A 23,362-nucleotide genomic window follows, 5' to 3' on the forward strand; every position below is an offset into this window, starting at 1 on the left:
ACCCACGACAGACGCGGCGCGCGCCACAGCCGGTGCGCGCCGCATGGTGGGTCAGCCGCCGTAGACGTCGAACGCGAAGTACTTCTTCTCGAGCTTCTTGTACGTGCCGTCCTTGATGATGTCGGCGATCGCATGGTCGATCTTCGCCTTCAGGTCGCCATCGTCCTTGCGCAGGCCGATGCCCGCGCCGTTGCCGAGCGTCTTCGGATCGTCGATGTCCTTGCCGGCGAATTCGAAGTTCGCGCCGCGCGGCGTCTTCAGGAAGCCGATATCGGCCTGCACCGCGTCCTGCAGCGCCGCGTCGAGGCGGCCGGACATCAGGTCCTGGTACACGCCGTCCTGGTTCTGGTAAGGCACGACCTGCACGCCCTTCGGCGCCCAGTAGGCCTTCGCGTAGGTTTCCTGGATCGTGCCCTGCTCGACGCCCACCGACTTGCCCTTCAGCGATTCGGCCGTCGGCTGCAGGTTCGCGCCCTTCTTCGCGACGAGGCGCGTCGGCGTGTTGAACAGCTTGTCGGAGAACGCGATCTGCTCGGCGCGCGCCGGCGTCATCGACATCGACGACAGCACGCCGTCGAACTTCTTCGCCTTCAGCGCCGGGATCATCCCGTCGAAGTCGTTCTCGATCCACACGCATTTCGCCTTCAGGCGGGCGCAGATCTCGTTGCCGAGATCGACGTCGAAGCCGACGACCTTGCCGCTTGCGTCCTTCGATTCGAACGGCGGGTAGCTGGCGTCGACGCCGAACCGGATCGTCGACCAATCCTTGGCGTGGGCACCGACCGCGATGCAGGCAAGGGCAATACTGAGCGCGAGTTTCTTCATGGCGTTCCTGTCAGAGGCGAACTGGGCCGGGTTCCGGTCGGACTGCCCGCCGTGAACCCTTCCAACCCGGGAATCGCCTCTCCCGGCGACGCCCCAAGTTGTACATACAACTTTGCCTTTTCCGGGGTAGAGCCAGCAATCCGTGTTTATCTCTAATTGTCGGCGGATTCTTGCCGTGGGCTGCGATTTTCCTTAATTTTCAATTAATTATCGATTACATGATGCTGAATTCCGGCTTTCTCGCGGCGTAAGGCGGCAGCCGGACGAGGCGCGAAGCCTGTCTATACCTCCCGTGGCAAGCCGACCGTTTCCAGACCGACCAGCCGGTAGCCGAACTGCAACTCCGTCAGCAGGTGCCGCGGCCGCGCGGGCACCGGCTCGAGCTTCTGCCGCAGGTTCGTCATGTACACGCGCACGTAGTGCGCGCGATCGGCGTCATGGATGCCCCACACCTCGGCCAGCAACTGCCGCGCGGCGACCACGCCGCCGCGCGCGCGGATCAGCGCGGCGAGCAGCCGGAATTCGAGGCGCGTCAGATGGACGGGCTCCCCGCCACGGGCCACTTCGTGCCGGCCGAGATCGACGGTCACGTCGCCGAACCGCACGATCGACGACGACTGCCCGTCGGCCGTCACGAACGCCGCGCGCCGCAACTGCGCCCGCGCCCGCGCGAGCAGTTCGGGCACGCCGAACGGCTTGGGCAGGTAATCGTCGGCGCCCGCATCGAGCGCCGCGACCTTCTCCACCTCCTGCTGCCGCGCGGACAGCACGATCACCGGTACCGTCGACCATTCGCGCAACTCGCGGATGAAGGTCTTGCCGTCGTCGTCCGGCAGCCCGAGATCGACGATCACGAGATCGGGCTTGCTGCTCGACGCATACATCCGCGCCTCGCGGGCCGTCGACGCCTCGCAGGTGTCGAGCCCCTCCTGTTCCAGCGCCATCCGCACGAAGCGGCGGATATCCGCTTCGTCCTCGACGATGAGTACGCGCGATCTGATCATGTCCGGCTCTCGGGTTCGATGTCGGGCGGCGCGCCCAGTGGCAGACGAATCTCGAACCGCGCGCCGTGCGGAGCGAGCGGCACTGCGCGGATCGAGCCGCCGTGCGCGTTGACGATACTGCGACACAGCGCGAGCCCGAGCCCGACGCCGCTGATCGACGATTCCTTGCGTTCGCGCTCGAACGGCTCGAACAGCGGCTCGGTGTTGCGCGCGATGAAACCGGGCCCGTCGTCCTCGACGAACACGTACAGCGTTTCGCCGAACACGCGCGCGCGCACCGACACGGCCGCTTCCGCGCCCGCGTATTTCGCGGCGTTGTCGAGCAGGTTCATCAGCACGCGCTCGATCAGCAGCGCGTCGACGTCGATCAGCGGCAGGTCGGCCGGCAGGTCGGCGCTCACGTCGCGGCCGGCCAGCACGCCGGCCGAATGCGCGAGCGCGCTGCCGACGATCTCGTCGAGCATGTGCCACTCGCGATTGAGCCGCACGCCCTCGCTCTGCATGCGCGCGAGATCGAGCAGGTTCACGACGAGCCCGTGCAGCGCCTCGGCCTGGTTGCGGATGCCGTGCGCGAGCGCGGCCGGCTGCCCGTCAGCGAGCCGCTCGGGCCGTTCCAGCGTTTCGGCGAGCCCGCGGATCGCGGTGAGCGGCGTCTTCAGGTCGTGCGACACGGCGGCGAGCAGCGCATTGCGCAACCGCTCGCCTTCGATCCGCACCAGCGTGTGCTGCGCGACGCCGACGTAGTGCACGCGTTCGAGCGCCATCGCGATCGACGAGCACAGCGCGTCGATCAGGCGGCGATCGTCGGGATCGGTCGGCACCGGCTGCGCATCGCCGAACAGCACGAGCACGCCGCGCACGCGCATCGGCGCCTTCAGCGGCAGGTACTGCGCGGCCGCGCGCTCGAACGGCGGCATCCCGCAACCGGCAGCGCGTGCATGCTCGTAGACCCAGCGTGCGGTCGGCGCTTCGACGAACCGTGCATGCCGCGCCGGCGTCAGGTGATCGTCCGCATCGGGCAGCACGAGCGCGACACGCACGCCGAGCAGCGGCGCGATCGTGCCGGTGCAGATCGATGCGATCTGGTCGGTCTCGATCGCGGCCGACAGATCGTGCGCGACGCGCGCGAGTGCAGCCGAGCGTTTCTCGTTCGCACGCGCGGCGCGTGCCTCCGCGCGCAGGCGTGCCGCGAGCTGGCCGATCGCGAGCGCGACGGCGAGCATCAGCGCGAACGTGAACACGTATTGCGTATCGGACACCGCGAACGACAGCCTCGGCTCGACGAAGAAGAAGTCGAAGCAGCCGACGCAGACGAACGCGGCCCATGCGCCGGCCAGCCGGCCGAGCCGCAGCGCGATCAGCACGACGGTCATCAGGAACAGCATCACGACGTTCGACAGGTCGAACACGCGCAGCAGCGCGCTCGCCGCGAGCGTCGCCAGCGCGCAGACGAGCGTGGCCAGCAGCAGCGGCACCGCGTGCCGCGACACCCACACGTGCGTGCGCGGGCGCGCCTCGCGCACGGCCAGCGCGGGCTGCGTATCGGGCCCGGCGCCCGCGATGCGGTCGGCCATCGCCGCGCAGGCGCGCAGCATGCCACGCCAGCGGTCGCCGCCCGCGGCGGATTCCGGCGGCATCCTCGTCCGCCGATTCGCTTCGTTCACGTTCACATTCACATCCATGATCGCTTCCGGCAATAAAAACGCCGAACGGCCCCGCGCACGCCGCGAAGGCGTGAACGGGGCCGCGACGGCGCGTTCGGTCAGATAAACGGCGTCAACAGCATGTCGATCAGCTTGATGCCGATGAACGGCGCGACGATCCCGCCCACCCCGTAGATCAGCAGGTTGCGCCCCAGCAGCTTCTCGGCCGGCTCCGCGCGATACGTCACGCCCTTCAGCGCGAGCGGAATCAGCGCGACGATGATCAGCGCGTTGAAGATCACCGCCGAGAGGATCGCCGACGTCGGGCTGTGCAGCCCCATCACGTTCAGCGCGCCGAGCGCCGGATAGGTCGCGACGAACGCGGCCGGGATGATCGCGAAATACTTCGCGAGATCGTTCGCCACGCTGAAGGTGGTCAGCGCGCCGCGCGTCATGATCATCTGCTTGCCGACCTCGACCACCTGCATCAGCTTCGTCGGGTTGCTGTCGAGGTCGACCATGTTGGCCGCCTCCTTCGCCGCCTGCGTGCCGCTGTGCATCGCGACGGCCACGTCGGCCTGCGCGAGCGCCGGCGCGTCGTTGGTGCCGTCGCCCGTCATCGCGACGAGATGGCCCTTCGCCTGGTGCTCGCGGATCAGCCGCAGCTTGTCTTCGGGCGTCGCTTCGGCGAGGTAGTCGTCGACACCGGCTTCCGCCGCGATCGCGGCCGCGGTGAGCCGGTTGTCGCCGGTGATCATCACCGTCTTCACGCCGACCTTGCGCAACTCGGCGAAACGCGCGGCGATCCCGTGCTTGACGATGTCCTTCAGCTCGATCGCGCCGAGCACCGTCGAGCCATCGGCGACGACGAGCGGCGTACCGCCGCGCCGCGCGATGCCGTTGACGGCCGTTTCGACCGCTTGAGGAAACACGCCGCCGAGCGCATCGACATGCGCGCGGATCGCGGACGCCGCACCCTTGCGCACCTGGCGCTCGCCGATGTCGAGGCCGCTCATCCGCGTGCGTGCGCTGAACGGCACCGTGACGCTGCCGTCGGCGGCCGCCACGTCCAGCGAGAAGCGCTGCTTCGCGAGCGCGACGATCGAGCGCCCCTCGGGCGTTTCGTCGGCCAGCGACGACAGTTGCGCGGCCTCGGCCAGCGCGCGCTCGTCCACGCCGGGCGCCGGCCGGAACTGCACGGCCTCGCGGTTGCCGAGCGTGATCGTGCCGGTCTTGTCGAGCAGCAGCACGTCGACGTCGCCGGCCGCCTCGATCGCGCGGCCCGACGTCGCGAGCACGTTCGCGCGCATCATGCGGCTCATCCCCGCGATGCCGATCGCCGACAGCAGCGCGCCGATCGTCGTCGGGATCAGGCACACGAGCAGCGCGATCAGCACGGTCAGGCTCACGGCCGAGCCCGACGCGTTCAGCAGCACGCTGAACTGCGAGAACGGCAGCAGCGTCACGCATACGAGCAGGAAGATGATCGTCAGCGCGACGAGCAGGATCGTCAGCGCGATCTCGTTCGGCGTCTTGCCGCGCTTCGCGCCTTCGACCATCGCGATCATCCGGTCGAGAAACGCTTCGCCCGGTTGCGCGGTGATCTTCACGATGATCCAGTCGGACAGCACGCGCGTGCCGCCCGTCACCGACGAGAAATCGCCGCCCGACTCGCGGATCACCGGCGCGGATTCGCCGGTGATTGCCGACTCGTCTACCGACGCGACGCCGTCGATGACTTCGCCGTCGGCCGGAATCGTGTCGCCGGCCTCGACGAGCACGATGCTGCCGGCCGCGAGTTCGTCGCTCGGTACGCGATGGCTGGTGCTGCCGGCTTGCTTCGGCTCGTCGAGCACCTTCGCGTACACGCGCTTGCGCGCCGCCCGCAATGCGTCGGCCTGCGCCTTGCCGCGCCCTTCGGCCAGCGCCTCGGCCGCGTTCGCGAACAGCACGGTGAACCACAGCCAGCACGCGACCGCGAAGATGAAGCCGGCCGGCGCGTCGGCGGTGCCGGTCAGCGCCTGCAGCCACAGCACGGTCGTGACGATGCTGCCGAGATAGACGACGAACATCACCGGGTTCTTCAACTGCACGCGCGGCGCGAGCTTGCGGAACGCCTCGCGCAGCACCGCCGTCCAGCGCATCGGCGGCACGGCGCCGACCGGCATCGCCGCCGGATTGATCGGGGTTTCGATATGGGACATGAGTGACTCCGTGGTTCCTGCCATTACTTCACGCCGGCCGCGTGGCCGAACGTGCGGTCGAGCCCGAGGTTCAGGTCGAGCACGCGCACGCGCGGTTCGCCGAGCACGCCGAGTTGGCGCGGCGACGCGATACGATCGACGAGCGTCGCCACCTGCGCGGCATCGACGCCGCGTGCATGGGCGACGCGTGCCGCCTGCAACCGCGCGTTCGCGACCGAGATCTCGGGATCGAGCCCGGACGCCGATGCGGTGACGGCGTCCACCGGCACCGGCGTGCCGTCGGCGAGCGCGTTCTCCTGGCGGTACGCGCGCACCCGCTGCGCGATGTCGGCGAGCAGCTTCTTGCTGGTCGCACCCTGGTTGCTGGCGCCGCTGCCGGCCGCGTTGTACGGTTGGTCGACCGTCTTCGACGGATCGGCCGGATCGGTGCCGACCGTCGCGCTCGGCCGCGCGTGGAAGTAGCCGGCGCGCGTGAATGGCTGCCCGATCACCGCCGAGCCGACCGTCGTGCCGTTGCGCTGCACGAGACTGCCGCGCGCCTGCGACGGGAACAGCACGTTCGCAACGCCCGTGGTGAGCAGCGGATACGCGAGGCCGGTGACGAGCATGAACAGCACCGACGATGCGATCACGGGCCGCACGAGGCCGCGCGTCGCCGCGCCGAACGAAGAACCGGGTGCCGGCGCGGCGGCGGCCGCTGCCTGGCGATTGCCTTGCATCATGATGTTTCCCTCAGAACAGTTGGCCGCCCGACATCAGCAGGTGCTCGACGACCGGGCCGAGCGCGAGCGCCGGCAGAAACGTGAGACCGCCGACCACCAGGATCACGAAAACCAGCAGGCCGGCGAACAGGCCCGTCGACGTCGACAGCGTGCCCGCGCTTTCCGGCACGCGCTTCTTCGCGGCGAGGCTGCCCGCGACCGCGAGCATCGGCAGCAGCGTGAGGTAGCGGCCGATCAGCATCGCGAAGCCGATCGTCGTGTTGAAGAACGGCGTGTTCGCGTTCAACCCGGCGAACGCGGAACCGTTGTTGGCCGTACCCGACGTGTACGCATACAGCACTTCGCTGAAGCCGTGCGGGCCGAGGTTCGCGAGGCTGTCCATCGTCGAGTGCAGCATCGCGGCCAGCGCGGTGAAGCCGAGGATGCTGAACGGATGCGCGAGCACCGCGAGCATCACGAACTTCATCTCGCGCGCCTCGATCTTCTTGCCGAGGAATTCCGGCGTGCGGCCGATCATCATCCCGACCAGGAACACCGTGAGGATCGCGAACGTGAACAGGTTGATCAGCCCGACGCCGTCGCCGCCGAACACGTTGTTCAGCATCATCTGCGCGATCGGCACGAGCCCGCCGAGCGGCGTCAGCGAGTCGTGCATCGCATCGACCGAACCGGTGGTCGCGGCCGTCGTGACGGTCGCGAACAGGCTCGTCTGCGCGATGCCGAAGCGCATTTCCTTGCCTTCCATGTTGCCGCCCGGCTGCGCGGCGCTCATCTGCTGGTCGACGCCGAGCCCGGTCAGGAGCGGATTGCCGTGCTGCTCGGCCGAATAGATCACGGCGAGGAAGCCGACGAACATCACGACGAACGCGCCGAGAATCACCCAGCCCTGGCGGCGCCGGCCGATCATCGTGCCGAGCGCATAGGTCAGCGCGGACGGGATCAGCAGCATCGACAGCATGTGCAGCGTGTTGGTGAGCGGCGTCGGGTTCTCGAACGGATGCGCGGCGTTCATGCTGAAGAAGCCGCCGCCGTTCGTGCCGATATGCTTGATCGACTCGAGGCTCGCGACGGGCCCCATCACGATCTGCTGGCGCGCGCCTTCGAGCGTGGTCGCCCATGCATCGGCGGCGAGCGTCTGCGGCATGCCCTGCCATACGTATACGAGCGCCATCACGAAGCTGAGCGGCAGCAGCACGCGATAGGTCACGCGCGTGAAGTCGACCCAGTAGTTGCCGATGTCGGCCGCGCTCTTGCGGCTCAGCCCGCGGATGAAGCCGCCCGCGGCCGCGACGCCAGTCGCCGCGCTGACGACCATCAGGAACGTGATGACGGCCATCTGCGAGAAGTTCGACAGGCTGCTTTCGCCCGCATACGCCTGCCAGTTCGTGTTCGTGATGAACGACGCGGCCGTGTTGAACGCGAGGTCGGGGCTTTGCGACGCGCGCTGCAGCGTATCGAACGGCAGCGCGTCCTGGATACGCAGCAGCAGGTAGCCGAGCAGCATCATCCCGGCGTTACTGAGCAGCAGCACCATGCCGTAGCGCTGCCACGACATCGCTTCGTCGGGGTTCACGCCGAGCAGCGCATAGGTGCGGCGTTCGACCCACGCGTGGCGCGGGCTCGTGAAGGCGTGCGCAAGCCATTTCCCGACGACGGGCACCAGCGCCAGCATGATCGCGAGAACGATCGCGAATTGAATGAGATTGTTGAACATGTCGACGCTCGCTCAGATCCGGTCGAGGCCGGTGATGAAACCGGCCGTCAATGCAAAGAACGCGAGCGTGAAAAAAATGAAAAGCAGATCGCTCATGACATTCACCGATATTTTCGAATTCCTGTTGAATCGCGCCGATCAATACCGCTCGGGCTTGATCAACGCATGAAACAGATAGATAAAGAGCGCGAGCGATAGCGCGCCGGTGATCCACAACATGGCTTTCCCCTTTTGTTCGTATGCGCGGCAACGCCGCGCTACCGTCGCCGTAGCGGGCCATGCCGTGTCGGCACAACCCCCGGTGACGCCCCCATGCTCATCTGGCGAATGGGATGCGACAGTGTAGAAATCCGCGTATCAAAGCGGTGTTCAATTTCCTTGCAGGGAATAAAAAAGCCGTAAAGACGAAAGCCGGCGCGCACTGCGTTTTTATGGGTTCTTTTCAGGGCCGGGGCGAGTCTATACACCGTATCGTCATCGCGATTCTTAAAATGAGCGCCATGTCTAGGACGAGCTTTTCGCGTTGCGGAGCACGATGCGACCAGGGGAAGAAAGCATGAAACCGACCAGAACCGAATCCGCTGCTTCACACGATCTGCCACCCGTGCGTTCGCGGCGTCGCTTCCCCGCGGATGACCTCGTGCTGCTGTCGATCCGCGTCGAATCGGACAACCTCGCGGCCGTGCGACGCCGGCTGCATCAGGCCGTCGGCGCCGCGCTCAATTTCTACACGGCCGCGATCGACCGGCGCACCGGGCGCGCGTGCATCGAGCTCGAAGTCGCACGGTCGCAGGCATCGCCCGCGATCCTGTCGATCCTCCGCCTGCTGCCGGCCGCCGAGTTCGGCACGATCCGCCTGTTGCAGCACTAGTCGGCATTCGCCGCGGCCGCGCGTGACCCGCGTCACGCGCGCCTCCCTTTTCATCGATTCGAACGCGCGTGTCCGCACGGATGCGCGCGACGAATCGTCGTTCCCGTCGCAACGGGCCTTTCCAGGAAGCACACGCAATGAAAAAAGCAGTCGTCGGTACCCTCTCCCTCGCCTTCTTCGGCGCCGCCGCGCATGCGCAAAGCAGCGTCACGCTCTACGGGATGCTGGATGCCGGTATCGCCTATACGAACAACCAGTCGGGCAAAAGCGCTTGGCAGCAAGGCAGCGGCCTGCTGTCGAATACCGTCTTCGGCCTGAGCGGCAACGAAGATCTCGGCGCCGGCCTGCATGCGCTGTTCCGCCTCGAGAACGGCTTCAACCTGAACAACGGCACGCAGTCCTACAAGAACACGATGTTCGGCCGCCGCGCGTACGTCGGCCTGCAGAGCGACCGGTACGGCACGCTGACGCTCGGCCGCCAGTACGACGCGGTGGTGGACTATCTCGGCCCGCTCGCGATGGCGAACAACGGCGACGGCAACAACCTCGCGTCGCATCCGTTCGACAACGACAACATCGACGATTCGTTCTACATCGACAACGCGGTGAAATACACGAGCCCGACGCTCGCCGGCTGGCAGTTCGGCGGCCTGTACGGGTTCAGCAACGCGGCGGGCGGCTTCGCGAACAACCGCGCGTACAGCGCGGGCGTGTCGTATGCGAACGGGCCGGTCAGCCTCGGCGCCGCGTACCTGCAGCTCAATCGCGGCGGGCTGACGGCCGGCGGGGCACTGTCGACGAACGACGGCGCGAACTTCCCGGCCGTGCGCCAGCGCGTGATGGGCGCGGGCGGCAGCTACGCGTTCGACCGGCTGACGGTCGGCGCGCTGTGGACGCATTCGATGTTCGACGAAACGGCTGCGTCGTCGCTGCCCGGCGCGCTGAATGCGCTGCGCTTCGACAACTACGAGGTCAACGCGCGCTACGCGCTGACGCCGGCCGTCTCGCTCGCGGGCGCGTATACGTTCAGCGACGGCCGCTACGACGACGCAACCGGCAGCCACCGGCCGAAATGGCACCAGGTGACGCTGATGGCCGATTACGCGCTGAGCAAGCGCACCGACGTGTATGCGGAAACCGTGTACCAGCACCAGTTCGGCGTGCCGTCCGGCGCGACGCTCGGGTTCGCGAACGTGACGGGGCTCGCGGCTTCGTCGACGAACACGCAGGTCGTCGCGACGGTCGGCATCCGGCATCGGTTCTGACCACACGCCGGCGGTCGAAGGCCGGCCGCTCTGTGCAATCCCGCATGGACGCGCGCCGGCCGAACAGGGATCATTCGGGGAATCCGGGCCCGCTCGCCCGCGAAACCGGTACACTCGGCGCCGGGCGCGCGCCGGATCGGCATTCGGCAGCGAGCCGCCGCCGACTCTGGAATCGCGATCTCATGACCACACCGATCTATCAGGAAATCAAGGACTTCATCCTCGCCCGCATTCATGCCGGCGAGTGGGCGGAAGGTGACCAGGTGCCGTCGGAGAACGAACTCGCGCGCGAATTCAACGTCGCACGGATGACCGTGAACCGCGCGCTGCGCGAACTGACGGCCGAACAGGTGCTCACGCGCACGCGCGGTTCGGGCACGTATGTCGCATCGCCGAAGTACGAATCGACGCTCGTCGCGATCCGCAGCATCTCGGACGAAGTCGCCGCGCGCGGCCACGGTTATCGCGCGCAGGTGCTGCAGGTCGGCGCGGCCGTCGCCGATGCGAAGCTCGCCGACGAACTGCAGCTCGATACGGGCAGCCCGATCTTCCATTCGCGTGTGCTGCATTTCGAGAACGACACGCCCGTGCAGCTCGAGGAACGCTGGGTCAATCCGGCCTGCGCGCCGGAATATGCGTTGCAGGACTTCACGACGACGACGCCGAACCAGTACCTGACGCGCGTCGCGCCGCTGCAGCGCGTCGAATACCGGATCGAGGCCGCGATGCCCGACGCCGAAACGCGCCGCCACCTGACGATGGACGACCGCGAGCCGTGCCTGTTGCTGCATCGGCGCACGTGGTCGCAGGGGATGGTCGCGTCGGTCGCCAATCTGTGGCACCCGGGCAGCCGTTACCGGTTCACCGGGCATTTCTGATCCCGCGGCGCGGGTTCACCGCGCTGCGGCGCGCCCCCATCGCTCGATCGCACTGGCGGCGAGCGTCAAACCGTCCTCTTGCGCGATGCGCGTACCGAGTTCCGTGGCGCGCGCCTGCGTCTCGCCGCGATCAGCAAACGCGATGGCCCGCGCCAGCGCCGCCGCATCCACGCGCCGCCCCGCCACTGGCGCATCGGCCACACCGAGTCGCTGCAACCGGTTCGCCCAGAAGAACTGATCGCCCGCGAACGGCACGACGACCGACGGAATCCCGGCACGCGCAGCCGAATGCGTGGTGCCCGACCCGCCGTGATGAATCGCCATCGATACGCGCGGGAACAGCCAGTCGTGCGGCGTGTCGCCGATCACGCGGACGTGTGCCGGCAGCATCGACGCGTCGATGCCGCTCCAGCCCGGATAGAACAGTGCGCGCCGGCCGGCGAGCGCATGGTTCAGCGCGTCGACCATGGCAGCCCGGTCGAAGCCGGCCATGCTGCCGAATCCGATGTACACGGGCGGATCGCCCGATTCGAGAAACGCCGAAAGATCGGCGGGCGGCGCCCATGCACGCGCATCGATCCGCCACTGGCCGCATGCCTGCACATTCGACGGCCAGTCGGTCGGGCCCGACAGCAGCGCCGGCGACACACCGTACAGCATCGGATGATCGTTCCACACGTGCTTGCGCGGCGGCAACCCGCACACGCCGGCGCGCGCCGCGTTCGTCGACTTCCTGAACGCCTGCCACAGCAGCGCGTTCACGAACCGGTGGCTCACGCGGTTCAGCCCGCGCGGCACCTTCCCCGGCGGCAGGAACGGCGACGCGAATTCGGCGGTCGGCGTGATCGGGATCATTCCGGCGCCGATCGCCGGCACACCGCGATACTCGGCGACCGACAGCCCGACGAACGACGCAAGCCCCGACACGAGGATCGCGTCGCAGCCGTCCGACGCGTCCGCGACTTCGCGCATCCACGCAGCCGTGTTCGCATTCGCGATCGCCGCGAGCGCCTTCGACGTGTCGTTGAAACCGCCGCGCCCACGCACCGCATCGGCCAGCGCACCCTCCGGCGCGATCGCGCGGCGGATATCGCCGGACAACGGCGCAGACGGCACGCCGAGCATGGCGGCCGACCCGAGCGTCGCCGCGTCGGCCAGCAGCCGGACGTCATGGCCAGCATCGATCAGCGCACGGCCGAGCGCCGCGAGCGGGCGCGTGTCGCCTTCGGTGCCGTAGGTGGCGATGACGAGCTTCATGCGTCACTCCTCGTGCTCGATGGAAACGGGTGGAATCATAAAAATGCACGTCGTATACTAATGCAACTTGTGCACTTTCAGTCAATCCCCCGCCATGCCGATTCCGACCGACGATCCGGGCCGCCGCGCACGCAAACGCATCCAGATGCTCGCGCATCTCGCCGCCACCGGCGCGCGCCTGTTCGATGCGCACGGCTACGATGCCGTCACGATGGAGCAGATTGCGGCCGAGGCCGATGTCGCGAAGCGCACGCTGTACAACCACTTTCCGACGAAGGAAGCCGTGCTCGCGCACTGGCTCGAAGGCGAACTCGCGCGCGATCTCGCACATCTGCAGCGCGACGTCGCACGGCGCAGGACCTTCGCATCGCGCATCGGCTGCGTGCTCGACGCGTCGGCCGCGTGGTGCGAACAGCATCCCGCGTACCTGCTCGCGTACCTGCGGCACCGACTCGTGAGCATCGGTGCGGTCGAACCGGAAATTGATGGAGAGAACGGCAGCGATATCGCGCAGGTGTGGTGGCAACTGATCGTCGCCGGGCAGCGGGCCGGCGAACTGAACGGCACGCTGCAGGCCGAGCAGCTCGCCACCTGGTTCCACCACCTGTATCTTGCGGCGATGCTGCGCTGGCTGACCGTGCCGGGGTTGTCGCTGAAACGGGAGTTTCAGTCGATCGCGAAGCTGTTTATCGAAGGTGCGGAAGCGAAAAACTGAACAACGCCCGCCTTCGCATCGGGCATTCACACGCTCTTGCGCTTACAAGCGCCCGAGTACGACCGCGAGCAACGAGCGCCCGAAACGGGCGACCGCTGCACCGCATGCGACCAATGCGCGCTTCATTTTTTCCGCGACGCGTTCGCCGCCGGCGCACCGCGTTGCGCGGCGGCGTCACCGCCCGACGGCCATTGCGTCTCGTCGAGCAGCCGGTCGAACAGCCTGGCGCGCTCATCGGCCGACAGCGGGCACAGCCCGAACATCGCCGATAGCGCGAGCCCCCACGCGGCCTTCCATCGCAGCAGCGCGAGATCGGGATCGCCGGATTCGGCCGCCATGCGCTTCACGTTCCCGGCATCGGTCTCCCGCACCTTCTCCAGCGGCGCGGGATCCTCGACGAGCGCCGCCATGATTGCGAGCGCCGCCGACGGCTGCTGGTTGATCACCTCGCGCATCGTCGCGATCTGCGCGGACAGCGTCGGCTGCGCTTCGCGCGGATCGCGCGCGGCCAGATAGTCGCGCTGGAAGCGTTGGTAGGTGTCCTGCTGATGTTCCATCAGCGCGTTCAGCACATCGCCTTTCGTGCGGAACTGATGCATCAGCCCGCCCTTGCTGATCCCGCTTTCACGCGAAATCGCATCGAACGTGAGCTTGCCCGGACCGTCGCGCTCGAGGATCGCGAGCGCCGCCTGGATCGCGGCAGTGCGCGTTCGCTCGGAACGCGTCGGGTTATCCATGAACTGTCCCCGGTATGGAGTGATGCCATGCGACCGCACCGTACCGGTGCGATCGTATGAAGGAAGTGCGCGGAGTCTATCACAAACAAACCGCCTGGTCGGTTTACATCCGGAAATGGCGGTGCTACGATCGGCTCCCGCATCGGCCCCGGCCGGATGACGGGCGCGTCGCGCAACGCATGGTGCGACGCAAGGGCCGCCTGTGGCCGGGCTTTCCGGCCGACGACCGCCGCCGGATGGTCCATCGTCCCCGATCGTCATGCGGTCAATGCACCCCAAAAACAAACCGTCTGGTTGGTTTTTTTCATGAACCCGAGTGGCGATGCCACTCTGTTGCCCCCTTCGCACCGGCTCCACCGGCGCGAAGCCCGACCCGGAGAGTCAGATGAACCGAACGATCAAGCCCAGCCACCTGCTCAACGCCGCGCTTTGCGCCGCACTCGTCGCACTCGCCGGATGCGCCGGCGTCCAGCCCGCCCGCTACAGCGGTATCGAATCGTCGCCGTACCTGCGCAGCGATCCGCAGGACAAGTCGGGCCGCGTGCCCTACCGCTACGCGCTGCCGGCGGACTGGCACGCGTACCGGAAGCTGATCCTCGACCCGGTCGCCGTCTATCGCGGCACCGATCATCAGTTCGGCGACCTGACCGACCAGGACAAGTCGACGCTCGCCGCGTACATGGGCGACACGTTCGCGAAGAAGCTGGGCAAGCGCTTCGAGCTGACGAGCGCGCCGGGTCCCGACACGCTGCGCGTGAAGCTGACGCTGACGGGCGCCGTCACGACGACGACGTTTGCCGGCGCATTCGCGCATTTCGATCTCGCGGGCAACGTCTACAACGGCGTGCAGGCAATCCGCGGCCGCGAAGGCGCGTTCACGGGGTCGGTCATCTACGCGGTGGAGATCCGCGACGCATCGACGAACCGGCTGATCAACGCCTACGTGACGAAGCAGTATCCGAATGCGATGAACATCGGCGCGAGTTTCGGCGCGCTCAGCGCGGCGAAGACCGGCATCGACAAGGGTGCCGATGCGCTCGTCGCGCAATTCGACTGAAGCGTGCCGGCGTACGTTGGCACGCGTTGCGCGGATGCGTGCCGGGTGGGCGCGGGCGGCAATCTTCTGGATCGTTCCGCTCGCGGCCGCTGCATGCTGTCTCGCATGGGGCGTATCGTTGCCCGGCAGCCGCGGGCCGATGGTCACGATCGCATTCGCGACCGCCGACGGACTGCAAGCCGGCCGATCGACACTGCGGCTGCGCAACGTCGAAATCGGCCGCGTCACGCGTGTTCAGGCATTGCACGGGCGCCCGGGCGTGCTGATCGACGTGCGGCTGGACACCAACGCACGCGCACTGGCGGTGGCGGACACGCGTTTCTGGATCGTGCGGCCGCGCATCGGGCCCGGCGGCCTCTCGGGTCTCGACTCGCTGCTGTCCGGTTCGTACATCGCAGCCGCACTCGGTAGCTCGCACGAACCGCGCGCGCATTTCACCGGGCTCGATGCGCCGCCCATGACCGAGGACGGCGGCCGTCACTACACGTTGCGCGCGACATCGCTCGGCTCGGTCGCGATCGGCTCGCCGGTCTACCACCGGCGCGCACGCGTCGGCCAGGTCATCGGCTTTGCGCTCGATGCGGATGGGCACGGCGTGTCGATCGACGTATTCATCGCCGCGCCGTTCGCTCGCTACGTCGACGTCGATGCGCGCTGGTGGCAGGCCGGCGGCCTCGGCCTGCGACTCGACGCGGGCGGCATGCAACTCGACACGCCGTCGATTGCCGCGCTGCTCGCCGGCGCGCTCGCGTTCGCATCGCCGCCCGGACACGCATCGATCACGGCTGCGCCGGACGGCACGCGCTTTCGCGTGGCCGACAACGAGATCGACGCGATGCGCACGCCGAACGCGCCGGCCGCGCCGGTGGTGATGCGTTTCGATCGCTCGCTGCGCGGCCTCGCGGTCGGTGCGCCGGTGGATTTTCGCGGGATCGAACTCGGCAACGTGACGGCAGTCGGCACCGAATACGACGCAACACGCGGCGACGTCACGATGCGCGTGACGATGGCGCTCTACCCCGATCGTCTCGGGCAACGCTACCGCGCCGTGCTCGGCAACGGCGACACCGATGCAGGCAGGGCGCTGCTGCACACGCTGGTCGCACGCGGCTTGCGCGGCCAGTTGCGCATCGGCAATCCGATTGCGAACCGCTCGTATGTCGCGCTCGACATGTTCCCGCACGCGCCGCCCGCGTCGGTCGATACGGATCGCGAGCCGATTGCACTCCCGACCGTGCCCGGCACGCTCGACGTACTGCGCGACCAGATTGCCGACATCGTCGGTACCGTTTCCCGATTGCCGCTCGACAGAATGGGCGCACACCTGAACGCCGCGCTCGTGAAGACCGATGCGCTGTTCGCACAGCTCGATACCGAACTCGCGCCGCAAACGCACGATGCGCTGGGTGCCGCACGCCAGGCATTCACGACTGCGCAGGCCATGCTTCGGCAAGAGGGTGCGAACACATCGAATGTCCGCCGCACGCTGGCGCAGTTCGCGCGCACATCGAGCACGCTGCGCGCGCTGGCGGACGACCTGGAGCAGCATCCGGAATGGTTGCTGCCGACCGGTTCAGGCGCCACGCGGCGGGACAACGCACCGCATCCGGCCGGTACGGCGCGGTAAATGCGTCGCGCGCCGCACACACATTTTTACGACGAACGCACGCACCGCAAGCCAAATTTCCCGCGCGGCAGTATGCTGATGTCGTACGGCTGCGCACTGTGCATCGGGTAATCCCTTCGTTCGCACGTGATCGCGCCGCCGTCGCGACTGCAATCACGCGTTGCAAGGAGGGTTGTGATGGCTACCACGCATCAGCACTTCCACCTCGAACTACGGCACGCTACCGCGCCGACCTACTTCATCAGTTACCTGTTCCCCGCCTTGCTGTTCGTGTACGAACTGCTGCGCGTCGGCCAGTGGATCCGCGATCACGGGATGCAATTCGCCGCGTTCAAGCAGATGGGTTACGAGTACCTGCTGATGCTGCTGTTCGTCGGGCTGCAGATCGTCGTCGAGGCGATCTTCCTGCTCGGCGCCGCGATGCGCCGCGACAATCGCGACTTCGAGCACCGGCTGCCGAACGTGATCCTCGGCATCGGCTGCTCGATCGCGCTGCTCGCGATCGATCTCGCGATCCAGCTGTCGTTCTGACGGCCGGCGGGCCCAGCCCGCCGGTTGCCGGGCGCTCAGGCGCCCGCGTCGCGCAGGAACGTCGCGATGGCGGCCAGCACGTCGTCCGTCCGCTCGCGATGCGGCATGTGCCCGCATCGTGCCAGCAGCAGGAACGACGACGGCCCCGCGACGCGCGCGGCGATCCGCTTCGGGTGCACGTCGGACCCGTATTCGTCGTCTTCGCCGTGAATCGCGAGCGTCGCGCATTGCACGCGCGGCAAGTCCGCGTCGAGATTCCAGTCGCTGAATGCCGGCGACAGCCACGTGTCGACCCACGCGCGCAGCACCCATTCGGCCTTGTCGCCGTGATAGCGCGCGAGCCGGTCGAGCTGACCCGGTTCGTCGAACTGCTGCCCCGCCGCGCGAATGCCGTCGAGCGTGCGATCCTCGGCGAACGCCTGCGCGGCGACCGTCACGAGCGCGCGGCAGCGACCGGGATGCGCGGCGGCGCAACCCACCGCCATCCCGCCGCCGACGCTGTGCCCGAATGCGACGAACGCATCGACACGCAGTTGCTCGAGCACAGCGGCGAACGCATGATCGGCCTCGTCGCGCACGAACGTCGTGCCGAGCGTTCCCGGATGACGCTCCGAGCGGCCGAAGCCGAGGCGATCGTAGGCGATCACGTCACGCCGCGTGGCACGCGCGAGTTGCTCGGGAAAATCCCGCCACAGGTCGACGCAACCGAGCGAATCGTGCAGCAGCACGATGGGCGCTGCCGCATCCTGCGCCGGGCTCGCACGCCAGCGTTTCGCAAAGAGACGCCCTTGCGGCGTCTCGACGGTAGTCTCCTCGGTCACGATATCGGTCATGTGTCTGTCGTCTGCGTGAAAGCGGCCGCACGCCGGCGGCCGCATCGAATCCGGACATGGTGGCCTGCCGGCGCGCACAGCGTCAAGCAAGCCCCTACGGCCCGCGTGTTCATTCGGGCTGCGGCGGCAGGTACTCCATCTGCGCTTCGTCGTAGAGCCGGTAGATCAGCGCCTGCATCGCGCGGATGTCCTCCGATTCGTCGAGCATCCGCATGCTCATGATGATCGGCGACACGAGGTTCGGATCGTCGAGCGGCTTGTAGCTGATGTCGTCGCGCTTCAGCCCGTACACGCTGTGCGGCACGACCGATACGCCCTCGCCCATCGCGACGAGGCCGAGCGCGATCTGCAGCTCGCGCGTCTCGTAGATCTTGCGCGGCTGCAACGCGCGATCGTGGAAGGCCGCGAGCACCTGGTCCGCATAGCTCGGGCGCGGCGCCTTCGGGAAGATGATCAGCGTGTCGTTCACGAGATCGTGCAGCGACAGCACGGGCTTCGCGCTGTCGAGCACATGGCCGACCGGCAGCGCGACGATCATCCGCTCCTCGCGCAGCACGACGCGCCGTACGCTCGGATCCTCGTGGCGGATGCGCCCGAACCCGACGTCGATGCGCCCTTCCTTCAGCGCCTTGATCTGGTCCATCGTCGACATCTCGTGCAGGCTCAGCTCGACGGCCGGATACTCGCTGCGAAAGCGCCGGATGATCTTCGGCAGCATCCCGTACAGCGTCGAGCCGACGAAACCGACCGACATGCTGCGCTCGATCTTGCCGACCCGCTTCGTCATCGATTCGAGTTCGGTCGTCTGCGCGAGCAGCTGCACCGCGTGCGAATAGAAGAAGCGCCCCGCGTCGGTCAGTTTCAGCGGCCGCGCGTTGCGCTCGAACAGCGGCACGCCGAGCGCTTCCTCGAGCTGCTGGATCTGCCGGCTCAGCGGCGGCTGCGCGATATGCAGCCGTTCCGCCGCACGCGTGAAATTCCGCTCTTCGGCCACCGCGACGAAGTAGCGGAGGTGTCTCAACTCCATTTTGATGTCTCCCGGACAGCGTTCCGGCGCAACCCACCGCCGGATGATGTCGTCACGATACCGCAGGCGGCGCCCGCCGCCACGCGCCGCCCAAAGCAAAACGGGAAGCCCGCGAGCTTCCCGTTGCTTCATCGACGCCGTGTGGCGATGACGTCACGACCGCGCGTCACACCTCGGTCGCGTAGAGCGCATCGCGCTGCTCGTGGCTCAGCGAGTCGAGCGGCACGTCCGGCAGCTGGTAGCAGATCATCGTGCCGTACAGCTCGGCGAGGCAGTTGCTGCCGGCGTCCAGCGCGTAGCCGTCCTCGCCGTCCGGCGCGGGCGGGTACACTTCGCGCCACGCGTTGATCGCGGCTTCGATTCGCACGATGGAAACGGGTCCGGCCTTCCGCTCGGCGGGTGATGCGCTCATGGATTCCTCTGGGTTGCGCGCTCCGCGGGCCGTGCCGGCCCGGATGGAACGATGAAAACGCCGGGTATGCCGCCGGCCGCCGCGCGCCGCGCACGCCGGATGCCGATCCGCGCTGCGCCTGTCGCGCCGGCCGGGCCGTGGCCCGGTAGGGTCGGGCAATATAACCGGCTTTGACCCCGTGCAGGCAAAAGCCGGGCAAAAAAAACGGGAAGCACGTGGCTTCCCGTTTCATCGTGCGTCGCGCGGCCGCCTGCCGCGCCCGCGTCAGCCCGCGGTTTCGCGGTTCGCCACCGGCTGCCCCTGCGCGCCGCGGCTCGCGGCGATCCACGGCGCGATCTCCATGTCTTCGTAGCGCACGAAGCGGCTCTTCTTCAGGAACCGGTAGCCGAGCCACACGACGAGGAACAGCGGAATGCCGACATAGGTCGCGGTGACGCCGGCCCAGTCGACCCGGTTCGCGAGGAACGCCTGGTAATCCTGGCCGAGCGCGATCACGAGACACAGCACGAACGCGAACAGCGGGCCGAACGGGAACCACTTCGACTGGTACGGCAGCTGGTCGAGCGCATAACCCTGCTTCACGTAGCCCTTGCGGAAGCGGTAGTGGCTGACCGCGATGCCGAGCCACGCGATGAAGCCGGTCATCCCCGACGTATTCAGCAGCCACAGGTACACGGTCTTGTCGCCGTACAGCGACGTGAAGAAGCACAGCGCGCCGACGGCGGTGGTCGCGTACAGCGCGTTGCGCGGCACGCCGCCCGCCGACAGCTTCGCGAACACCTTCGGCGCGCGGCCTTCGGTCGCGAGGGTGTAGAGCATCCGCGTCGACGCGTACATGCCCGAGTTGCCGGCCGACAGCACGGCCGTCAGGATCACCGCGTTCATCACGCCGGCCGCGAACGCGAGGCCCGCGTGGCGGAACACGAGCGTGAACGGGCTCACGCCGATGTCGGTCACGTCCGTCTTCAGCAGGTTCGGGTCGGTGTACGGAATCAGCACGCCGATCACGAAGATCGCGAACACGTAGAACAGCAGGATCCGCCAGAACACCTGGCGCACCGCGCGCGGAATCGTCGTGCGCGGGTTTTCCGATTCGCCGGCCGCGACGCCGATCAGCTCGGTGCCCTGGAACGAGAAGCCCGCGATCATCGCGACGCCCATCAGCGCCGGCAGGCCGCCCGCGAACGGCGCGTCGCCGATCGTCAGGTTGCCCCAGCCGTTGCTCGGCGCGCCCTTCAGGATGCCGAAGATCATCAGCAGGCCGACGCCGATGAACGCGACCACGGTGACGACCTTGATCAGCGCGAACCAGTATTCGGCTTCGCCGAAACCGCGCACGGTGAGCGCGTTGAGCAGGAACATCACGCCGAGGAAGGCCGCGCTCCACCACACGCCCGGCACGTCCGGAAACCAGTAGTGCATCACGAGCTGCGCGGCGACGAGTTCCACCGCGATCGTCACGGCCCAGTTGTACCAGTAGTTCCAGCCGAGCGCGAAGCCGAAGCCTTCGTCCACGTATTTCGCGCCGTAGGTCGCGAACGAACCCGACACCGGCATGAACGCGGCCATTTCGCCGAGGCTCGTCATCAGGAAGTACACCATCAGGCCGATCAGCATGTACGCGACCATCGCGCCGCCGGGGCCGGCCTGCGAGATCGACGCGCCGGACGCGACGAACAGGCCCGTGCCGATCGAGCCGCCGATGGCGATCATCGTCAGGTGGCGCGCCTTCAGCGCGCGATGAAGCTTGGGTGGGTTCGCGGACGAACCGGGTTGGTCGGAATTCGGAATTGCGGACATAAACGAGACGAACGTTGAGCGGGCCGGCATCCGTAGCCGGCGCATGCGGAATCGGAGCGCGGTGCGCGTCCTGCGATGCATTCGATGCGGCCCCGATACGCGTTGCGCGGCGGGCGCCTGCGGCGAAGCGCGGATTCTACCTGATTCGCCACGGGGACCGCTCGGGTCGGCGCGCCCGCCATCGCGGGGAGATTTCGCAGAATCAAGGAGTTGGCTGCGTCGACGCGGCCATCACCGCGTGCCGGCACAAAAACCATGCGTTATTCGGGGTTATTCGGTTTTCCATTCGAGCCTGAATGCAGGCAATCCTGTCTCGATCCGCCAAATACCGCGTGGATATGCAAAATCGACCGGTCTTCACATCATTAATCAGACAAAACGACCGGGACTGATAATTGATTCAAATCAAATCGCCCGCGCGCGATGCGGTAATGATGCGTAACAGTTTCGAATCGCCGTTTCCGCATGCATGTTTTGCATGCGCACGCGAAAATCAGGAATTCGCGAGATAATGCCGATTAATTCGAAATAATCAGCGCGCGGAATCGCCAGCCACGCGAATATCCGCCGCCCCGCCACTCCCGAGGATGAAGTCACTCCCGCTGCCCGCCACGCTGCGCCGCCATACCGCGTCGATCGTGGCACGCATTCTGTCGCCCCGCGGCGTGCTCGTTGCGGGCATCCTGCTGCTGATGTTCAGTTGGGGACTTTCCACGTCGCTATTAATCGAGGCACGGCGCGACGCGTATGGCCATGCGGTCGAAAATGCGCGCAACCTGATGCTGCTGATCGAACGCGATATCGCGCGCAATATCGAACTCTATGATTTGTCGCTGCAAAACGTCGTCGACGGCGTCACCGATCCCGAACTGATGACATTGCCGCCGCGCCAGCGCCACCGGCTGCTGTTCGACCGCGCAGCGACCGGCGAGTATCTCGGCTCGATTTTCGTGATGGACCTGCACGGCAATATCGTGATCGATTCGAGTGCGTCGCCTCCCCGGCAAGGCAATTTCGCCGACCGCGATTATTTCGCCGTGCATCGCGACGGGCTCGCGCAAGGCCTCTACATCAGCCGGCCCTACGCTTCCCGGCTGCGCGGCGGCGCACTGACGATCGCGATCAGCCGCCGGATCACCCTGTCCGACGGCAGTTTCGGCGGCATCGTCGTCGGCACGCTCAGCATCGACTACTTCCGCGCGCTGCTCGACGGCCTCGCGGTCGGCCGGCACGGCAGCGCGGCGATCGTCGAGGACAACGGCACGCTCGTGTCGCGCCTGCCGTACGACACGCGCGTGGTCGGCCTCGACCTGCACGACTCGCCGCTGTTCATCGAGTCGCAGCGCAGCCGCAGCGGCGAGCTGACCGGTACCGGCGCGATCGACGGCGTGCGGCGCATCTATGTCTACAAGCATCTCGCCGGCCTGCCGCTGGTGGTCGACGTCGCGCCGGCCGAGATCGACATCTACGCGTCATGGCACCACCGCGCGGTCTGGACCGTCGTGCTGATGTGCCTGTTCACCGGGTTCATCGCGTGGGGATCGCTCGCGCTGTCGCGCGAACTGAAGCGGCGGCAGATCGCCGAGTCGAAGCTGTACCGGCTCGCCCACACCGATTCGCTGACGGGCCTCGACAACCGCGGCACGTTCGACACGGTGCTCGCGAAAGAGGCGCAGCGCGCGGCACGCAGCGGCCGGCCGCTGTCCGTGCTGTTCGTCGACGTCGATCACTTCAAGGCATTCAACGACTACTACGGCCACCCGGCCGGCGACGACGTGCTGCGCCGCGTCGCGCAATCCGCGTCGGGCTGCCTGCGCCGCAACAGCGACCATGTCGCGCGCTACGGCGGCGAGGAATTCGTCGTCACGCTGCCCGATACCGACGCGCAAGGTGCGGCCACGGTCGCCGAAGGCATCCGGCGCGCGATCGCGGGGCTCGGCATCGAGCACGTGAAGAGCCCGTACGGACACGTCACGGCCAGCATCGGCACGGCGACCACCGCCGACGGCCGGATGAACGCCGCGACGCTGCTGAGGCGCGCCGACGAAGCGCTGTACCGCGCGAAGTCAGGCGGCCGCAACCGCGTGCTGGAAGCGCCGCCGACCACGGCCGACGCGTGACGTCCCGCGTCGCGACCGGGCGCGGCACCTGCGCCGTGGACAGCCCGCGCGCGTTCGGTTAGCGTGACGTCTGCTGCGCAAGCGGCGTGCGCCGGCCCGCGCACGCCGCCGTGCGCGTTC

The 23,362-nt window shown here is 67.4% G+C and carries 21 protein-coding genes; 9 read left to right on the forward strand and 12 right to left on the reverse strand.

Annotation, left to right across the window (positions count from 1 at the left end; translation table 11 throughout):
- Positions 1-51: 51 nt before the first annotated feature.
- The 6 genes from HWX87_RS05335 to kdpA all read right to left on the reverse strand — a co-directional run bounded on the left by HWX87_RS05335 (position 52) and on the right by kdpA (position 8,112).
- Positions 52-825, reverse strand: a complete 774-nt coding sequence (locus tag HWX87_RS05335) for an ABC transporter substrate-binding protein (protein WP_176046121.1) — start codon at positions 823-825, stop codon at positions 52-54.
- Between the two features lie 281 nt (positions 826-1,106).
- The gene (locus HWX87_RS05340; protein WP_014900184.1) at positions 1,107-1,829 is read right to left on the reverse strand and encodes a response regulator; all 723 of its coding nucleotides are present in this window, start codon (positions 1,827-1,829) and stop codon (positions 1,107-1,109) included.
- Positions 1,826-3,466, reverse strand: a complete 1,641-nt coding sequence (locus tag HWX87_RS05345; protein WP_244137599.1) for a DUF4118 domain-containing protein — start codon at positions 3,464-3,466, stop codon at positions 1,826-1,828. Before HWX87_RS05345 ends, HWX87_RS05340 begins: the two co-directional genes overlap by 4 nt.
- A 125-nt stretch (positions 3,467-3,591) precedes the next feature.
- Positions 3,592-5,640 (reverse strand): potassium-transporting ATPase subunit KdpB, encoded by a 2,049-nt coding sequence (kdpB, locus tag HWX87_RS05350; RefSeq protein WP_176046352.1) that lies wholly within the window; start codon positions 5,638-5,640, stop codon positions 3,592-3,594.
- A 59-nt stretch (positions 5,641-5,699) separates the two neighbouring features.
- Positions 5,700-6,398, reverse strand: a complete 699-nt coding sequence (gene kdpC / locus HWX87_RS05355) for a potassium-transporting ATPase subunit KdpC (protein WP_176046123.1) — start codon at positions 6,396-6,398, stop codon at positions 5,700-5,702.
- Positions 6,399-6,408: 10 nt separating this feature from the next.
- The gene (gene kdpA / locus HWX87_RS05360; RefSeq protein ID WP_176046124.1) at positions 6,409-8,112 is read right to left on the reverse strand and encodes a potassium-transporting ATPase subunit KdpA; all 1,704 of its coding nucleotides are present in this window, start codon (positions 8,110-8,112) and stop codon (positions 6,409-6,411) included.
- Between kdpA and HWX87_RS05365 the strand changes: the two genes are divergently transcribed.
- The 4 genes from HWX87_RS05365 to hutC all read left to right on the forward strand — a co-directional run bounded on the left by HWX87_RS05365 (position 8,111) and on the right by hutC (position 11,126).
- On the forward strand, positions 8,111-8,281 hold the full coding sequence (locus HWX87_RS05365) for a hypothetical protein (RefSeq protein WP_175845364.1): 171 nt from the start codon (positions 8,111-8,113) through the stop codon (positions 8,279-8,281). The two genes, kdpA and HWX87_RS05365, sit on opposite strands and share 2 nt — an antisense overlap.
- 387 nt (positions 8,282-8,668) lie before the next feature.
- A complete protein-coding gene (locus tag HWX87_RS05375; protein WP_244137600.1) occupies positions 8,669-8,983 on the forward strand; it encodes a hypothetical protein in 315 nt (104 codons plus the stop codon).
- A gap of 137 nt (positions 8,984-9,120) precedes the next feature.
- Positions 9,121-10,248: a porin gene (locus HWX87_RS05380; RefSeq protein WP_176046125.1), complete on the forward strand. Its 1,128-nt coding sequence runs from the start codon at positions 9,121-9,123 to the stop codon at positions 10,246-10,248.
- 182 nt (positions 10,249-10,430) lie between these two features.
- The gene (gene hutC, locus HWX87_RS05385; RefSeq protein WP_034205366.1) at positions 10,431-11,126 is read left to right on the forward strand and encodes a histidine utilization repressor; all 696 of its coding nucleotides are present in this window, start codon (positions 10,431-10,433) and stop codon (positions 11,124-11,126) included.
- 15 nt (positions 11,127-11,141) lie between these two features.
- Here hutC and HWX87_RS05390 read toward each other — a convergent pair whose 3' ends face one another.
- Positions 11,142-12,383, reverse strand: coding sequence for a glycosyltransferase (locus HWX87_RS05390; RefSeq protein ID WP_176046126.1), 1,242 nt, complete (start codon positions 12,381-12,383; stop codon positions 11,142-11,144).
- Between the two features lie 94 nt (positions 12,384-12,477).
- Here HWX87_RS05390 and HWX87_RS05395 point away from each other — a divergent pair, with 94 nt between their 5' ends.
- Positions 12,478-13,098, forward strand: a complete 621-nt coding sequence (locus tag HWX87_RS05395) for a TetR/AcrR family transcriptional regulator (protein ID WP_176046127.1) — start codon at positions 12,478-12,480, stop codon at positions 13,096-13,098.
- Positions 13,099-13,220: 122 nt separating this feature from the next.
- Here HWX87_RS05395 and HWX87_RS05400 read toward each other — a convergent pair whose 3' ends face one another.
- Positions 13,221-13,835, reverse strand: a complete 615-nt coding sequence (locus HWX87_RS05400; RefSeq protein WP_176046128.1) for a TetR family transcriptional regulator — start codon at positions 13,833-13,835, stop codon at positions 13,221-13,223.
- A gap of 385 nt (positions 13,836-14,220) precedes the next feature.
- On the opposite strand from HWX87_RS05400, the gene HWX87_RS05405 reads away from it, so the two are divergent.
- From HWX87_RS05405 to HWX87_RS05415, 3 genes are all read left to right on the forward strand, one after another.
- Positions 14,221-14,892, forward strand: a complete 672-nt coding sequence (locus HWX87_RS05405) for a DUF3313 domain-containing protein (RefSeq protein WP_176046129.1) — start codon at positions 14,221-14,223, stop codon at positions 14,890-14,892.
- 34 nt (positions 14,893-14,926) lie between these two features.
- A complete protein-coding gene (locus tag HWX87_RS05410) occupies positions 14,927-16,519 on the forward strand; it encodes an MlaD family protein (RefSeq protein WP_176046130.1) in 1,593 nt (530 codons plus the stop codon).
- A gap of 177 nt (positions 16,520-16,696) precedes the next feature.
- A complete protein-coding gene (locus HWX87_RS05415) occupies positions 16,697-17,050 on the forward strand; it encodes a hypothetical protein (protein WP_124455866.1) in 354 nt (117 codons plus the stop codon).
- A 35-nt stretch (positions 17,051-17,085) separates the two neighbouring features.
- On the opposite strand, the gene HWX87_RS05420 is transcribed toward HWX87_RS05415, so the two are convergent.
- The 4 genes from HWX87_RS05420 to HWX87_RS05435 all read right to left on the reverse strand — a co-directional run bounded on the left by HWX87_RS05420 (position 17,086) and on the right by HWX87_RS05435 (position 21,122).
- The gene (locus HWX87_RS05420) at positions 17,086-17,883 is read right to left on the reverse strand and encodes an alpha/beta hydrolase (RefSeq protein ID WP_176046131.1); all 798 of its coding nucleotides are present in this window, start codon (positions 17,881-17,883) and stop codon (positions 17,086-17,088) included.
- Between the two features lie 109 nt (positions 17,884-17,992).
- Positions 17,993-18,910, reverse strand: a complete 918-nt coding sequence (locus HWX87_RS05425; protein ID WP_021157347.1) for a LysR family transcriptional regulator — start codon at positions 18,908-18,910, stop codon at positions 17,993-17,995.
- A 166-nt stretch (positions 18,911-19,076) separates the two neighbouring features.
- Entirely contained in the window at positions 19,077-19,322 is a 246-nt protein-coding gene (locus tag HWX87_RS05430) for a DUF3717 domain-containing protein (RefSeq protein WP_012338561.1), read from the reverse strand.
- A 264-nt stretch (positions 19,323-19,586) separates the two neighbouring features.
- The gene (locus tag HWX87_RS05435; RefSeq protein ID WP_176046132.1) at positions 19,587-21,122 is read right to left on the reverse strand and encodes an amino acid permease; all 1,536 of its coding nucleotides are present in this window, start codon (positions 21,120-21,122) and stop codon (positions 19,587-19,589) included.
- Between the two features lie 587 nt (positions 21,123-21,709).
- On the opposite strand from HWX87_RS05435, the gene HWX87_RS05440 reads away from it, so the two are divergent.
- Positions 21,710-23,242 carry a sensor domain-containing diguanylate cyclase gene (locus HWX87_RS05440; protein WP_176046133.1) on the forward strand — a complete coding sequence of 511 codons (1,533 nt, stop codon included), beginning with the start codon at positions 21,710-21,712 and terminating at the stop codon, positions 23,240-23,242.
- Positions 23,243-23,362: the final 120 nt, after the last annotated feature.

This window comes from Burkholderia sp. BCC1644, assembly GCF_902833225.1.
GTDB lineage: Bacteria > Pseudomonadota > Gammaproteobacteria > Burkholderiales > Burkholderiaceae > Burkholderia.